Genomic DNA, 15,725 nt, shown 5'->3' with positions numbered 1-15,725 from the left:
CGGCGAACGTCCTGCAGTGCGCGGACTCGCAGAGTCCACGCTACAATCCATTACTGCGCCGGTTCCTTCCCGTAGGAAATCATGTTCGTGATAATGCGGTACGCGCCCGGCACGCCCGCCGGCAACTCACGAAACAGCGACAGGCCGGTGTATATGTAGTGGCCCTTGCCGTAGTCCGTGACCAAGATGGCGCTTTCCTTGGGCGTTTCGCCGGGGTCGCTGCTCGAAATAACGGTCTGGTATTTCGGGTCCCATTTCGAGGGGTAATAGAGGCCCTGCTCCTGCACCCAGCCTTTGAAATCGTCGGCGGTGATTTTGTTGGGGGCGGCCAGCAGCTGGTGCTTCGTGAGCGTCACGGGGGCGTCTTCCACGGTCACGCGGTCAGAGGAGAGCGTCATTGGGTAGGGGCCGATTTCGGGCAGCACGGTGCCGCGGTTCACCACGTATTGCACCACCACGTTGCCGCCCTGCTCGATGTATTTGAGGATTTCGGGCTGCTTGGTTTTCAGGGCATCGACGGTGTTGTAGGCGCGGATGCCCACGACCAGGGCGTCGAATTCCTTGAGGCGGGCGACGCTGAGGTCTTTGGGTTCGAGCAGGGTCACGTTGTAGCCGATTTGGCGCAGGGCGTCGGGCACTTCGTCGCCGGCGCCCATGAGGTAGGCCACGTTCTGGCCGCGCCGCTTCAGGTCGAGCTTCACCAGCGGGGCCACGGCTTCGGGGAAGAGGAACTGCGTGGGGATGTGCGGGTACTCAATTTTCTGGATGCCGCGGGCGTAGGCCTGGCCGGCCACGGTGGCGGTGGCGCGCAGCTCGGCGCGGCCGGGCGCGGCGCCGGCCAGGGGCTGCACCTGGAAGTTCACGGTTAGCTCCTCGTCTTTGGCGGCGAGGGCGAAGTCGGCGGTGGCGGGCGCGCACTTCCAGCCGGCGGGCAGGGCCAGGGCCAGGCGGCCGCTCACCCCGGCGCGCCCGGCCCGCAGCGTGACGGGCACGGTCTTGGGCTGGGCATCGGCGAAGACGTAGGAACGGGCGGGCGGCAGGTTCACCAGCACGGGCGGCACCACGGCCAGCGGCTGGTATAATTCGCCCAGCACGGGGTCGGTGTGCTTGTATTGGACGGGGACGGTGTAATCAATTGTCCCCTGCATTTCCTTCTCGCGTTTCTTGGCATCAGAAACGGTGTACCGATACCTGAAAGTGTAATGAGCAGTTAGCGCTGATTCATTCTCTGGTTTTCCTCGCAATAATTGTTCATCAACGCGATACATTCCTACTGTCTGTTTCTCTCGCAACCAGTAAGGCGCGGTTGAAGCTAAAGTGGTTGGAGCTGTGAAATTGAGTTTACTTCGGCCTGAACCAGTGTATTGGCTTCCTTTCAGTAAAGGAGGATAGTTGACCGTATCGCCACTGCTAGGAGTTAAATAGACTCGCTGTGGAAAAACATTCGATGAAGGCAATTGAAAGGCTTCAGTCGAAATTTCAACTTTCTCTCCCGGCGCTACAGAAGCGACAGAAGTGGTAGCTTCTAAGTGGAGGCCCAAACATGCGCGTAGTAACTCATCGGTCTGGTCAAATTTGCTTCTAAGCCAGAAATGCGTGTTTGTCACCATGTCAATTTCTCGCTGAAAAGAAGCTTCAGTTGGCTTCTCTTGGCTTTGGAATGACTTGTAAGTTTCTTTCATACATTCCTCAATCCCCTCCCGCACCTTCAGTAGCCCCGCCACGCTGGCGCTGGGGTTGCTCGGGTCATACTTGCGAATCACCTCCTCGATGAGCTTGCCCACGGCCGCGCCGCCGGGCACCCGGTTCCAGGTCTGGTCCACGCCTTCGAACAGGTCTTTGGTGGCTTTGTCGCCTTTCACGGGCTGGAAATACTCCAGCGCCTCGCCCCGCTGGGCGGCCGAGCCGAAGCCCTGGCTGCGGTGGTTGGAGCGGCTGCGGGCTGCGATTTCGCCGTAGCTCTGGCCTAGCAGGGGGTTGTAGCCGCCGGCATCGAGGCGGAGGTAGCCGTCCATGTTTTCGCCGGGCTTCACGAAGAAGCTGCCGGTGTTCCAGAGCAGGCGCTTGGGCTGCCAGGCTTGCACGTACTGGAGTTGTTCGGGGAAGCGCTTGGGGTCGCCGGCGGCGTCGAAGGCTTCGGCGGCGAGGATGGCGCTGGCCTGGTGATGGCCGTGGCCGGCGCGGGCATCGGGCGGGAAGCGGGTGATGAGCACGTCGGGCCGGCGCTGGCGGATGACCCACACCATGTCGGCGAGCACCTGCTCCTTGTCCCAGATGCGAAAGGTTTCGTCAGAGGTTTTGGAGAAGCCGAAGTCGTTGGCGCGGGTGAAGAACTGCCGGCCGCCGTCGAGGCGCCGGGCCGCGAGCAGCTCCTGCGTGCGAATCACGCCGAGGCCTTCGCGCAGTTCGGGGCCGATGAGGTTCTGGCCGCCGTCGCCGCGGGTGCAGCTCAGGTAGCTGGTTTCGAGCAGGCGCTCGTTGGCCATATAGGCGATGAGGCGGGTGTTTTCGTCGTCGGGGTGGGCGGCGAGGTACATCACCGAGCCGAGGACGTTGAGCTTCTTGAGGCCCAGCAGGATTTCGGAGGAGGTGTAGGTTTTGGGCGTTTGGGCCAGGGCCGTGAGGGGCAGCAGCAGCGCCGCCAGCAGCGGGCGTAAGGAACGAATCATGCGCAGGAAACCAGAATGAGGCCGTGAAGTTACCGGATGGCGCGGCTGCCCAGTCGGACCGCCTAAGGCGGCCCGACCGATTGGTCGCTCCTCACCCCTGATACACGTACAGGTTGAAGGCGGCGTAGTTGAGGGCGTAGTTGAGCAAGCCGGCGCCCAAGCCCACCAGCACCGCCCGGCCCAGCGCGCCCGGCCAGCCCAGCCCCAGCCCTTGCCGCCCGATGAGGGCCAGGTAGGTGATGATGATAAGCGCCTGCAGAATGGCCGTGCTCAGGCCGGCCTGCCGCACGTGCAGCAGCACGGCGGCGGGCAGCGCTACCAGCAAAATCAACTGAAACGCGCAGCCCATCACCACCTGCACCAGCACCGACTCGGCGTAGTTGAGGCCCCGGCTGCGGTACGCGGCCCAGGTCAGCAGGGCCTGCACCGGCAGCAGCGCCAGCCAATACACATTGAAAAATGCCCCAATGGCGTGGAAATAGTGCTCGACGCGCTGCACCTGCACGGCGCTGATGTGCTTGGTGCGTTCCATGTAGGCGGCCACGCCCTCGCCCACGCCATCGTAATAATGCAGCTTCACGCCGAGCAGGGTGGCAAAACCCACCACCAGCAGCAGGAACTGAAAGGGGTTGAAGTGGCGCTTGCGGCGGCCGGCCAGGTAGTCGGCCACCAGCCGGCCGGGCCGGAATAACACCTGCGGAACAAAGGCAAAAATCCCTTTGTCGGCGTGCGTGAAGACGTGCAACACCTCGTGCAGCACGTGGGCCGTGCTTAGGCGGTGGGCCGGCGCCTGCCCGCACTGCGGGCAGAAGCAGCCGGGCGGCGGCAGGGCGTGGCCGCAGTTCAGGCACGCAGTATCGGGGGCAGCGGGGGCGTCGGACATGGGCACAAATAAACGTGCTGCGCGCAGCCGGGCGCAACATCGGCCGCACCAGGCACGTCTTTAGGCCCAACGTAGCGCGTAGCAGCGCGAACTTTGTCGTTCGCGTACCAGCACGATGCCCAAACAGTTCTAACGGTGCGGAAACGCGAACCACCAGCACTACGACCGCAGCCTTCTCCTTATTAAGAATATGACTACAACCTTCCCTCGCGTTTCGCTGCCTCTGCTGCTGGCCGTCACGCTGTTTTCTTCCTGCGCCCGCCGGCCCCAGGCTTCTTCGCCGGCCGTATCGGCGGCGGTGAGTGCGCCCGTGGTGGCCCCCGCCGTGGCCAATGCCATTCCGCCCGAAACGCCAGCCCCGGCCAAACCCGCCCCCATCGGCGACCAGAGCGCCGCCCAGTGGTACCTCCAAGACCCCGAGCAGGACAAAGTACCCGGCGTGGGCGCCACCCGCACCTATAATGAGCTGCTGAAGTCGCTGCGGCCGACGCCCATCGTGGTAGCCGTTATCGACTCGGGCATCGACACGGCCCACGTCGATTTGAAGCCGATTTTGTGGACCAATGCCAAGGAAATTCCCGGCAACGGCATCGACGACGACAAAAATGGCTACATCGACGACGTACACGGCTGGAACTTCCTCGGCGGCCCCGACGGCCGCAACGTGAACGCCGAAACGCTAGAGATGACGCGCATTGTAGCGGCCGGCCGGACGCGCTTCAAGGGCAAAACCGCCGCTACGGTGAAGCCCACCGAAAAGGCCGATTACGCCCTCTACCAGAAAGCCGAAAAAGCCTACAAAGCGCGCCTAGCCGAAGAAACCCAGCGCAACCAGGACGTGGAAAGCATGGCCGGCCCCCTCACCCAGATGGTGGCGGCCATGAAGCAGGCCCTCGGCACCGAGAAGCTCGACACCACCGCCCTCAAAAACGCCAACACCGACGACCCCAACCTCAAGCGCGCCGCCGCCGGCATGCTGGACATGATGCGCCAGACCGGCGCCGCCGACGCCGACGCCCTGATAACCCAGCTCAACGAAGGCGCGAAGCAGGAGCGCAGCCTGCTCGACAATTCGCTCAATCTGAAGTTCAACCCGCGCGCCGACATCGTGAAGGACAACCCCGACGACCTCACCCAGCGCTACTATGGCAACAACGACCTCCACGGCCCCGACCCCATGCACGGCACCCACGTGTCGGGCATCATCGCGGCCGTGCGCGACAATAACCTGGGCGTGCAGGGCCTGGCCCCCGCCCCGGTCCGCATCATGATGGTGCGCGCCGTGCCCGACGGCGACGAGCGCGACAAGGACATCGCCAATGCCATCCGCTACGCCGTCGACAACGGCGCCAGCATCATTAACATGAGCTTCGGCAAGGAATTTTCGCCCCAGCGCCCGGCTGTGGAAGCCGCCTTCAAGTACGCCGCCGCCAAAAACGTGCTGCTGGTGCATGCCGCCGGCAACGAAAACAATAACCTCGACGTGACCGATAACTATCCGGCCTCGTTCTACATCAACAAAGGCGTGGTGCCCAACCTGCTCACCGTGGGCGCTTCCGGCCCGAAGGACAACGCCAACCTGCCCGCCGATTTCTCGAACTACAGCAAGAAGGCCGTCGATGTGTTCGCGCCCGGCGTGGGCATTTTCAGCACCCTGCCCGGCAGCACGTTTGGCAATGAAAGCGGCACCAGCATGGCCTCGCCCGTCACGGCCGGCGTGGCGGCAGTACTCAAGTCCTACTTCCCCAAGCTCACGGCCACCGATTTGAAGCGCATCATCATGCAGTCGGCCCAGGTGCACCACACCAAAGTGCAGGTGCCCGGCACCGAGAAGGAAGTTGATTTCTCCACCCTCTCCGTCACCGGCGGCGTGGTGGATATGTACGAGGCGGTGAAGCTGGCGCAGAAGGCGTCGCTGTAGTTGTCCGGGCGGGGCGCCTCACCCCCCGGCCCCCCTCTCCTTGGGGAGAGGGGGAGCCAGGCGACAGTTTAGATGATAAATCAAAAAAGCCTCCCGCACAATGCGGGAGGCTTTTTTGATTTATCAAGTCATTTGCCAATGGAGCCAGATGCGCGGCCGTAGCTCCTCCTCTCCCCAAGGAGAGGGGGTCGGGGGGTGAGGCGCCCGTCAGAACGAGTCGCCTTCTACCCCACGTCCACGCCCTTCTCCTCCTTCCGGAAATGATTCAGCACGAGCTTGTCGCTCAGGCCGGGCAGCCATTTGTTGAGGAAAACCACCAGCTTGCCCTGGCCCGTGAGCACCAGTGTGCGCTTGCGCTGCTGCACGGCCCGCAGGATTTCGTCGGCCACAGCTTCGCTGCTCATCATGGCGCCCTCGTCGCGCGGGCTCTCGCCCTGCGCCGAGCCGTCGGCGGCCAAGGCCGTATTGCGGATGTTGGAGGAGGTGAAGCCCGGCGCGGCCGTGAGCACGTTCACGCCCTGGTCGAGCAATTCGGTGCGCAGGGCTTCGAGAAAGCCGTTCATGGCAAACTTGGACGCTGAGTACCCTGTGCGGCCTGGCAAACCGCGGTAGCCTGCAATGCTGCTGATGCCCACCACTGTGCCCTTGCTTTTGAGCAGGTGTGGCAGGGCAAACTTGGTGCTGAAAACGGTGCCGAAGAAGTTGGTTTGCATGAGCTTCTTAATCACATCCAGTTCCGCGTCCTGAAAGCGGGCGCGCATGCTGATGCCGGCGTTGTTGAGCAGCACGTCGAGGCCACCGAAGCGGGCCACGGTTTCCTGCACGGCGCGCTCGGCGGCGGCTTCGTCGCCCACGTCGGCCCGCACCGTGAGGTGGGCAATGCCGGCGGCGGCCAGGGCCTGAGCGGTTTCAGCGAGTTTTTTTTCGTCGCGGCCCGTGATGGCCACCTGGTAGCCGGCCCGGCCAAAGGCCAGCGCGCAGGCCCGGCCAATGCCCGAAGTGCCGCCGGTGATGAGTACAGTAGGAGTAGGCATGGGGTGAAAAGAAGAGGGCTGGCGAAAGCCGTAAAAAGCGAAACAGGCAGGTTGCGCCCAAATTTACGGCCAGATGGTGCGATTTTTGCCCGGTGCTTTTTAAACCCTGCCTGCTGGCGGCAGTCAGGCAAGGAACCGGCGCCCGCCGGGAGGATAAAAAGGAGCTTTGGCCGAACCCGTTTGGGACATGGGCGAATAAAAACCGAAAATGGCCGATTCCGGCCTTGAGGTCGGCATTTTCTCCTTACATTTATCCATTGAATTCTATTGTTTTCCCACAAAATACCGTATGCTTCCACTCCTACGTTCTTGGTCCCGCATTGCTTCCGGCGTAGCGGCCGTTCTGTTAACGCTGGGCGTCTCGTCGGCCGCTGAGGCCCAGACCTGTCCCGTCACGGCGGCCTGCACCCCGGGCTCGGCCAGCATCGCCAACCCATCCATCTACGGCATGGCGATTCTGAACGTGACGGTGGGCACCACCGTGCTGGCCAACCGCACGGCGTACACGGCCGGCTACCACGACTACAGTTGCACGCAGAACGCGGCGCTGGTGGTGGGCCAGAGCTACCCCATCAGTGTGCGCACCACCTCGCCCGCCCAAAACGTGCGCGTGTGGATAGACTACAACAACGACGGCGCCTTCACCGGCAACAACGAGCTGGTGTTCAGCTCCGACAACGCCACCACGCATTCGGGCACTTTCGTGGTGCCGGCCACGGCCACGCTCACCTCGCGCCTGCGCATGCGCGTGGCCGCCGACTACGCCAACAGCCCGCTTCCGACCTCGTGCTCCACGCCGGTGTACTCGCAGGACGAGGACTACAGCGTGACGCTCTCGGCCAACACCAGCCCGCCGGTGGCCGCCTTCACCACCAGCGCCACCACCACCTGCACCGGCTGCATCCAGTTCACCGACGCCAGCCAGAACGTGCCCACGGCTTGGCTCTGGACGTTTGGCGACGGCACCACCAGCACCATTCAGAACCCCAACCACTGCTACACCACGGCCGGCACCTACGCCGTGACTTTGCGGGTGACCAACGCGGCCGGCAACAATACCACGGCTACCACCAGCATCACCTACAACACCCAGGTGCCCGTGGCGGCCTCCTGCACGCCCACTACGATTAACTACTTCGGCAACTACGGCATCACCCGCTTCCGGCTGGGCACCATCGACAACACTTCGGCCGATGGCAGCGCGGGCTACCAGGACTTCACCTGCACGCAGCGCGCCGAGCTGATGGTGGGTTTGAGCACCCAGATGATTATCACCACGGGCGGCACCAACGCGCACGACATCCGCGTGTACCTCGACGGCAACAACGACGGCTCGCTGACCAGCGGTGAGCAGATTTACGTGGCCCTGAACACGGTGAGCCCCACCACCACCATCACCCTGCCCGGCACCATCACCCTGAACCAGCCCCTGCGCCTGCGCGTGATTGCCGATGCCGTGGGCAACAGCACCGGTCCCTGCGCCAGCCAGGCCAGCGGCCAAGCCGAAGATTACACCATCATCGCGCGCCCCAACACGGCCCCGCCGCTGGTGAGCTTCACGAGCAACTACGTGGCCGGCAACTGCATCAACCCCGTGCAGTTCACCGACGGCACCCAGAACGCGCCCACTTCGTGGCTGTGGAATTTCGGTGATGGCACCACCAGCACCGCCCAGAACCCTTCGCACCAGTACACCGCGGCCGGCACCTACACCGTGAGCCTGACGGCCACCAACTCGAACGGCTCGGCCACCACCACGCGCCTCAACTACCTCACCATTCAGCTGCCGTGCTTCACCTACTGCGCCGCCAACGGCACCGGGGGCACGGGGCCCGGCGGTGTCCAGCAGCCCAGCCCCTTCAGCATCCAGACGGTGCTGGTGAGCAACGCGCAGCCGGGATATAACAACACGACGGGCAACTCCACGGGCGGCTACGGCAACTATACCACCACGCCCATTGCCATGGGCGCCAGCCGCACGGTCAACATCACGGTGACGACCAACCTGGCGGCGGCTCACCGCACGTCGATATGGGTAGACCAGAACCAGAACGGGATATTCGACAACGGCGAACTGCTGGTGAACGGCCTGACGACGGCCGGCCCCTCGTCGGCGACCTACACCACCTCCTTCGCGGTGACGAGCCCCACCGCTGGCCTCAGCGCCCGGATGCGAGTGATAGTGGTGGCCAATAACAACCAGCCCACCGCCTGCACCGTGAACCTGCTGAACGCCGAGGTGGAAGACTACCAGCTGGTGTTTGGCCCCTTGGCGGCTCGCGAGGCGCAAGCCCTGCCCAGCCTCAGCGTTTACCCCACCCCCACCCCCGACGGCCGGGTACACCTGCACCTGCCCGATGCCAGCGCCACCGGTGCCTACGCCGCCACTGTGCAAAACCTGCTGGGCGCCACCCTGCTCACCACCAGCCTGCGCCTCGGCCCCGCCGCCGATGCCGAGCTGGACCTGAGCCGCCTCGCCCCCGGCGTGTACATGTTGCAGCTGCGCAACGCCAAAGGCGAAACCGCCGTGCGCCGCGTGGTGCGCGAGTAGCCTGCTGCCGGTCGGCTTTTCCCATTTATCTGCTTCAACTAATCCGGCGGCCTGCGGGCCGCCGGGTTTTCGTTCCGCATTCCCTCCCTTTACCTTTTTATATGTTTAAAACCTTACCACGGCGTTTTTTTGGGTCGATTATGCTGCTGGCGCTGCTTGTGCTGGGCATGGCCCCGGCGCGCGCTACCCACTTGCTGGGCGGCGAAATGAGCTACCGCTACCTCGACGCCAACGGCACCACGGCGGCCCCGTTTCGCTACGAAATCACGGTCACCATCTACAGCAACGGCCTCTACACCAATGCCAACCCCAACGGCATTGCCCCGCCGCCCACCACCGCCCCGGTCACGGTTTATAACCGCACCACGGGCGCCGTGCTGCAGAACCTCAACATTCCGCGGGTGTTGCCCACACCCACCAACACGAACCTGCCGCCGCCCATCTCGCCGCCCGTGCCCACGGGCTGCGCCGTGCAGGGCCCCAGCCAGCCGTTCTACCTGTGCAAGTACACCCAGGTGGTGAGCTTGCCGGTATCGTTTGATGGCTACTACGCCGTGTACTCGGTAGGCGCGCGCAACGCCGGTATTACCAACCTGGCAAACTCGGGCAGCCAGAACCTCACCCTGTACGTGAGCATGGCCCCGCCGCTCATCTCCAACCGCTCGCCCGTTTTCTCGGACACGGCCGTGGCCATTGTTTGCCAGAACGATACCACCATCTCGCTCAACAACGCGGTGGATGCCGATGGCGACCGGCTGGCGTACTCTTTTGGCACGCCCTACAACGCGCTGACCAGTGTAGTCACTTCGCCGCCCACTTTTTCTACCACTCCGTACTTCAACAGCAGCTACAGCGCGGCCACTCCCTTCGGCACCGGCGCGGGCAATTTTGCGTTGCTCAACGCCAGCACCGGCGTGGCCAAATACGGCGCCACCACCAACGGCCTCTACGTGGTGGCGGTGGATGTGCAGGAATACCGCAACATCAACGGGCGCGAAGTGCTGATTGGCACTACCCGACGCGACTTGCAGCTGGTGGTTTCGACCTGTCCGGCCACGCCGCCGCCCGTGTTGCCCACCACCATTAATACGCCCCGCAACTACACCATCGAGGAAGGGCAGTCGCTGAGCATTCCGATTACGGCCACGCAGTCCAGCACCCCGGGGCACCCCCTGGTGCTCACGGCCAACAGCGTGTTGCTGGACGGCAGTGGTCCGTTCAATACCACCTTCAATAACAGCACGGGCACGGTGCAGGCCACCACGGGCACGGGCACGGCCACGGCCACCGGCACCGGCACGGTATCGGGCACCTTCGTGTACAACTCGGCCTGCGGCCAGGCCCGCGCCACGCCCTACGACATTGCCATCACGGTGCGCGACAACGGCTGCGGCGGCAAGCTGGCCTCCGACGTGTTCCGCATCACGGTAACCCGCGCGGCGGGCCCCAACGCCATCAACGGCCCGGCCACGGTGTGCGACCCGGCCGTGGTGCGCACCTACACCGCCGCCGGCCCCACGCCCACTTCCTACAGCTGGACCGTGCGGAACGGTACCATCAGCAGCGGCCAGGGCACCAATACGGTGAACGTGACCTGGAACAGCGCCAATACCACCGGTACGCTGGTGCTGCGCGGTATTTCCTCGCGCGGCTGCCCCACCGACTCGGTGGTGAAAAACGTGGACATTCGCCCGCTGCCCGCCCTGACGGTGGCGGCGGCGTCGCCCACCATTTGCCTGGGCGGCAGCACCACGCTCACCGTGACGGGCCAGGCGGGCCTGACCTACGTGTGGAGCGGCGGCGGCCTCAACTCGACCAGCACCACCGTGACCGTGAACCCCACGACCACCACCACCTACACCATCACGGGCACCGACGGCACCTGCACCATCTCGAACACCGTGACGGTGACCGTGACGCCTCCGCCCACCGCCGATGCCGGCGCCGACCGCAGCGTGTGCCCCGGCGTGGCCTCTACACCGCTCGGCGGCACGCCCATTGCGGGCGCAACCTATTCCTGGAGCCCGGCCACTGGCCTAAGCAGCACCACCGTGGCCAATCCCACCGTGACGCTGCCCAACACGACCAATGCTCCTATCGTCACGACCTACACGCTCACCGTATCTATCGGCAACAACTGCTCAAGCGTGGGCACGGTGCGCGTGACGGTGAACCCCGCCGCCACAGCCAATGCCGGCCCGGCCCTGAGCACCTGCTCGGGCGTGGCATCGGCGCCTATCGGCACAGCGGCCCTCACCGGCTATACCTACAGCTGGAGCCCCGCCACTGGCCTGAGCAGCGCCACTGCGGCCCAGCCGACAGTGACTTTGCCCAATACTACGGGCGCCCCCATCACCCAGACGTACACCGTAACGGCTACTACGGCCAACGGCTGCTCGGCTACTTCTACGGTGGTGGTGACCATCAACCCGGCCGCCGTGGCCACGCCCGGTCCGGCCATCAGCTTCTGCTCGGGCACGACCTCGGCCCCGCTGGGCGGTACGGCTACGCCGGTAGCCGGCACTACCTATAGCTGGAGCCCGACCACCGGCCTGAGCAACCCCAACATCCTGAACCCGGCGGTGACCGGCACCAACACCACCGGCTCGCCAATTAACACCGCTTACACCCTGACCGCCACCACGGCCAACGGCTGCTCGGCCACCGCCACGGTGGTGGTGACCATCAACCCGGCCGCCGTAGCGGATGCGGGCCAGGCGAAATCGACCTGCTCGAACGTGCCCGTGGCTATTGGCAACGGCACAGCCGTGGCCGGCACTACGTACGCCTGGACGCCCACCACGGGCCTAAGCAGCGCCTCGGTGCTCAACCCCACCGTGACCCTGCCCAACCTGACCAGCGCCAACATCACCCAGACTTACACGCTGACCGCTACCACCGCCAACGGTTGCGTGGCTACCAGCACGGTGGTCGTGACGGTGTTCCCGGCCGCAGTGGCAGCGCCCGGCCCGGCGGTGGCCTTCTGCTCGGGCGCCAGCGCTACGCTGGGCAGCGGCACGGCCGTAGCCGGCACCACTTACGCCTGGAGCCCGGCCACGGGCCTGAGCAGCGCTTCGGTGCTGAACCCGACCATTACGCTGACCAACACCACCGGCGCGCCCATCACTACCACTTATACCCTAACGGCAACGACGGCCAATGGCTGCTCGGCTACGGGCACAGTGGCCGTGACCGTGAATCAAGCCGCGGTGGCGGATGCGGGCCTGGCGAAATCAACCTGCTCGAACGTGCCCGTGGCCATTGGCAACGGCACGGCCGTGGCCGGTACCACCTACGCCTGGAGCCCCACCGCAGGCCTAAGCAGCACTTCGGTGCTGAACCCGACGGTGACCTTGCCCAACACTACCAGCGCTAACATCACCCAGACGTACACGCTGACTGCTACCACGACCCAAGGCTGCTCAGCCACCAGCACGGTGGTTGTTACTATATTCCCGGCTGCAGTTGCGGCGGCAGGTCCGGCAGTAGCCTTCTGCTCGGGCGCCAGCGCTACGCTGGGCAGCGGCACGGCCGTAGCCGGCACCACCTACGCCTGGAGCCCGGCCACGGGCCTGAGCAGCGCCTCGGTATTGAACCCGACCATTACGCTGACCAACACCACCGGCGCGCCCATCACCACCACCTACACCCTGACAGCTACCACCGCCAACGGCTGCACCGCCACCAGCACCGTGGCCGTGACTGTGAACCAGGCCGCCGTGGCGCAAGCCGGTACGGCTAAAACGACCTGCTCGAATGTGCCGACGACCATTGGCACGGGCACGGCTGTAGCCGGCACCACTTATGCCTGGACGCCCACCACGGGCCTGAGCAGTGCCTCGGTACTGACCCCGACCGTGACGCTGGCGAACACCACCGGCGCGCCCATCACCACGACTTACACCCTGACGGCCACCACGGCCCAGGGCTGCACCGCCACCAGCACGGTGGCCGTAACCGTGAACCCCGCCGCCGTAGCGCAGGCTGGTCTGGATAAGACGACCTGCTCGAACGTGCCGACGACCATCGGCACGGGCACGGCTGTAGCCGGCACCACCTATGCCTGGACGCCCGCCACGGGCCTGAGCAGCGCCTCGGTACTGACCCCGACCGTGACGCTGGCGAACACCACCGGCGCCAACATCACCCAGCAGTATATTCTGCTGGCGACGACAGCCAACGGCTGCTTCCAACGCGATACGGTGGTAGTAACCGTCAATCCCGCCGCCGTGGCGGTGGCCGGCGCCAACCAGACCACCTGCTCGAACACCGCCGTCACGCTGGGTGCGGCCCCGCTCACCGGCACTACCTATAGCTGGAGCCCGGCCACCGGCCTGAGTAGCGCCACCGTGGCCAACCCCACCTTCACGCTGGCCAACACGACCAACGCACCCATCGTCACGACCTTCACCCTGACCGCCACCACCGCCAACGGCTGCGTAGCCACCAGCACCGTGACCGTGACCGTGAACCCGGCCTCCATCTCTAACGCCGGCCCGGCCGTGGCCGTGTGCGATGGCAAGCGCGTGACGCTGGGTGCGGCCCCGCTCACCGGCTATACCTATAGCTGGAGCCCGGCCACCGACCTGAGCAGCGCCACCGTGGCCCAGCCCGTTCTCCTGGGTGTGAACACCGGCACTGCCCCCATCACCCGCACCTACACCCTGACGGCCACCACTGCCAGCGGCTGCGTGAGCACTGCCACGGTGGTGGTAACCATCAACCCACGCCCGGCGCCGGAGCCCATCGTAGGCCCAGCTTCGGTGTGCCCCACCGTCACGGGTATTGCCTACTCGGTGCCCACCCCGGCCGGCACGGCCTATACCTGGCTGGTGAACGGCGGCACCATTGCCTCCGGTCAGGGCACGCCCGCCATCACCGTGAACTGGGGCGTGGCCCAGACGGGCGGCTTCGTGAAGGTATTCCGCCTGAACGCTCAGGGCTGCTCTTCGGACACCACCACCCTGCCCATCATCATCAACCAGCGCCTGCAGACGGTGCGCCCCACCGGCCCCGGCGACGTGGTAGCCGTGGCGCCCGTGCCCCGCTCGGTGTGCCAGGCCGATGGCCCCTATACCTATACCAGCGGCTCGTTTGCCAACGGTTCGAGCTACTCCTGGCTGATTATCGGCGGCACGCAGGTGAGCACCTTCCAGAACACGGTGAGCGTGAACTGGGCGCCGGTTACCGTGCCCACCATTGGCAAGATTGTGGTGACGGAAACCAGCAACCCCACCGGCGGCGTCTGCCGCGGCGTGTCGGATACGCTGCGTGTGCTCATCAACCCCTCGCCGCTCACCACGCTGGCCATCACGGCGCCGGCGCGGGTGTGCCAGAGCAGCGGCCCGGTGATGTTTGCCCTGCCGGGCGGCTTCACGGGTTCGACCTACACCTTCCGCCTGAGCGGCACCGTGCTGGCCGGCACCGGCAACAGCCGCACGCTGGCTACCCTGCCCGCTCCCGGCGCCTACACCCTCACGGTGCAGGAAACGACGTCGGCCGGCTGCACGGGCCCGCTTTACACCACGCCGTTCACGGTGAACCCCATGCCGGCAACGCCCACCATCTCGGGCTCGGGCTTTGTGTGTAACGTGGCCACGCCCCAGCAGTACGCCATTGCCAACCCCACGGCTGGCGCCAGCTATCAGTGGACCATTGTGGGCGGCACCATCACCTCGACGCCGCTCACGGCCAGCACCGTTACAGTGCGCTTCAACGCCACCGGCCCGTACTCGGTGAGCGCCCAGGAAGTGAGCGCCAGCCCGGCCTCTTGCCCCAGCGTCGCGGCTACCCGCACCATCCTGTTCGATGCGCCGAATGTGGCCCTCACGCTGGGCTCGGTTGACATTGCTAGCAACAGCCGCATCATCCTGACCCTGAACGCCCCAAACAGCACCAACACCCCCAACCAAGTGCAAATCATGCGCCGCGTGGCGGGCAGTGGGGCCTTCGTTGCGGTAGGCCAGACGCCGGTTGCCTCGACCACCTACACCGATGCCAATAACGTGGACGCCAACGCCAACTCCTACGAGTACCGCCTCGACCTGACCAACGGTTGCGGCACACTGGTATCGAGCCAGGTGGTGCAGACGGTACGCCTCGTGACGACGCCGCTACCCGGCGCCGGTGGCCGCGACCAGGGCAACGTGTCGCTGACCTGGAACGCCTACGTGGGCTTCACGGTGAAGGAATACCGCATCTACCGCCGCGTCGATGGCGGTACTTCGACCCTGCTCAAGGCCGTACCGGCCGGCACGCTCACCACCATCGTATCGAACACCGACGCCAACAATTTGGCTTCGGGCGTGGGCTTCAAGCAGAACTTCCGCGTGGTGGCCGTGAGCACCGACGCCACAGAGCGCCTGTCGAACTCAAACGAAACGGCGGTTGACTTTGCCAACGACACGAAGGTGTACAACATCATCACGCCCAACCGCGATGGCCTGAACGATGTGCTGGTGATTGACAACATTGCCCTTTACCCCGGCAACACCTTCACCATCTTCAACCGCTGGGGCCGCGAGGTGTATACCACCACCAACTACCAGAACAACTGGGGTGGCGACGACAGCATTGCCCCCGGCCAGTACTTCTACCTGCTGAAACTGCCCAACGGCACCAGCATCAAGAACTGGTTCGAGGTGGTGAAGTAGACCACGCTGCCGTA

6 protein-coding genes are annotated in these 15,725 nt (G+C 64.9%); 3 read left to right on the top strand and 3 right to left on the bottom strand.

The annotated features are described in order from the left end of the window. Positions 1–50 precede the first annotated feature (50 nt). Positions 51–2,669: a PIG-L family deacetylase gene (locus tag Q5H92_RS04605; RefSeq protein ID WP_305010319.1), complete on the bottom strand. Its 2,619-nt coding sequence runs from the start codon at positions 2,667–2,669 to the stop codon at positions 51–53. Positions 2,670–2,760: 91 nt separating this feature from the next. Next, complete coding sequence (locus Q5H92_RS04600) at positions 2,761–3,552, bottom strand: DUF3667 domain-containing protein (protein WP_305010318.1); 792 nt, start codon at positions 3,550–3,552, stop codon at positions 2,761–2,763. A 190-nt stretch (positions 3,553–3,742) separates the two neighbouring features. Here Q5H92_RS04600 and Q5H92_RS04595 point away from each other — a divergent pair, with 190 nt between their 5' ends. Further along, entirely contained in the window at positions 3,743–5,473 is a 1,731-nt protein-coding gene (locus Q5H92_RS04595) for a S8 family peptidase (protein ID WP_305010317.1), read from the top strand. A gap of 224 nt (positions 5,474–5,697) precedes the next feature. Here Q5H92_RS04595 and Q5H92_RS04590 read toward each other — a convergent pair whose 3' ends face one another. Continuing rightward, complete coding sequence (locus tag Q5H92_RS04590; protein ID WP_305010316.1) at positions 5,698–6,507, bottom strand: SDR family oxidoreductase; 810 nt, start codon at positions 6,505–6,507, stop codon at positions 5,698–5,700. Between the two features lie 289 nt (positions 6,508–6,796). On the opposite strand from Q5H92_RS04590, the gene Q5H92_RS04585 reads away from it, so the two are divergent. Both Q5H92_RS04585 and Q5H92_RS04580 read left to right on the top strand, forming a co-directional pair. Further along, positions 6,797–9,058 carry a GEVED domain-containing protein gene (locus Q5H92_RS04585; RefSeq protein ID WP_305010315.1) on the top strand — a complete coding sequence of 754 codons (2,262 nt, stop codon included), beginning with the start codon at positions 6,797–6,799 and terminating at the stop codon, positions 9,056–9,058. A 101-nt stretch (positions 9,059–9,159) separates the two neighbouring features. Beyond that, positions 9,160–15,711, top strand: coding sequence for a T9SS type B sorting domain-containing protein (locus Q5H92_RS04580; protein ID WP_305010314.1), 6,552 nt, complete (start codon positions 9,160–9,162; stop codon positions 15,709–15,711). Positions 15,712–15,725: the final 14 nt, after the last annotated feature.

This window comes from Hymenobacter mellowenesis (assembly GCF_030581005.1).
Lineage (GTDB): Bacteria > Bacteroidota > Bacteroidia > Cytophagales > Hymenobacteraceae > Hymenobacter > Hymenobacter mellowenesis.
Note: the sequence above shows the minus strand (reverse complement) of the source record. Positions and strands in the feature narration are given on the sequence as shown.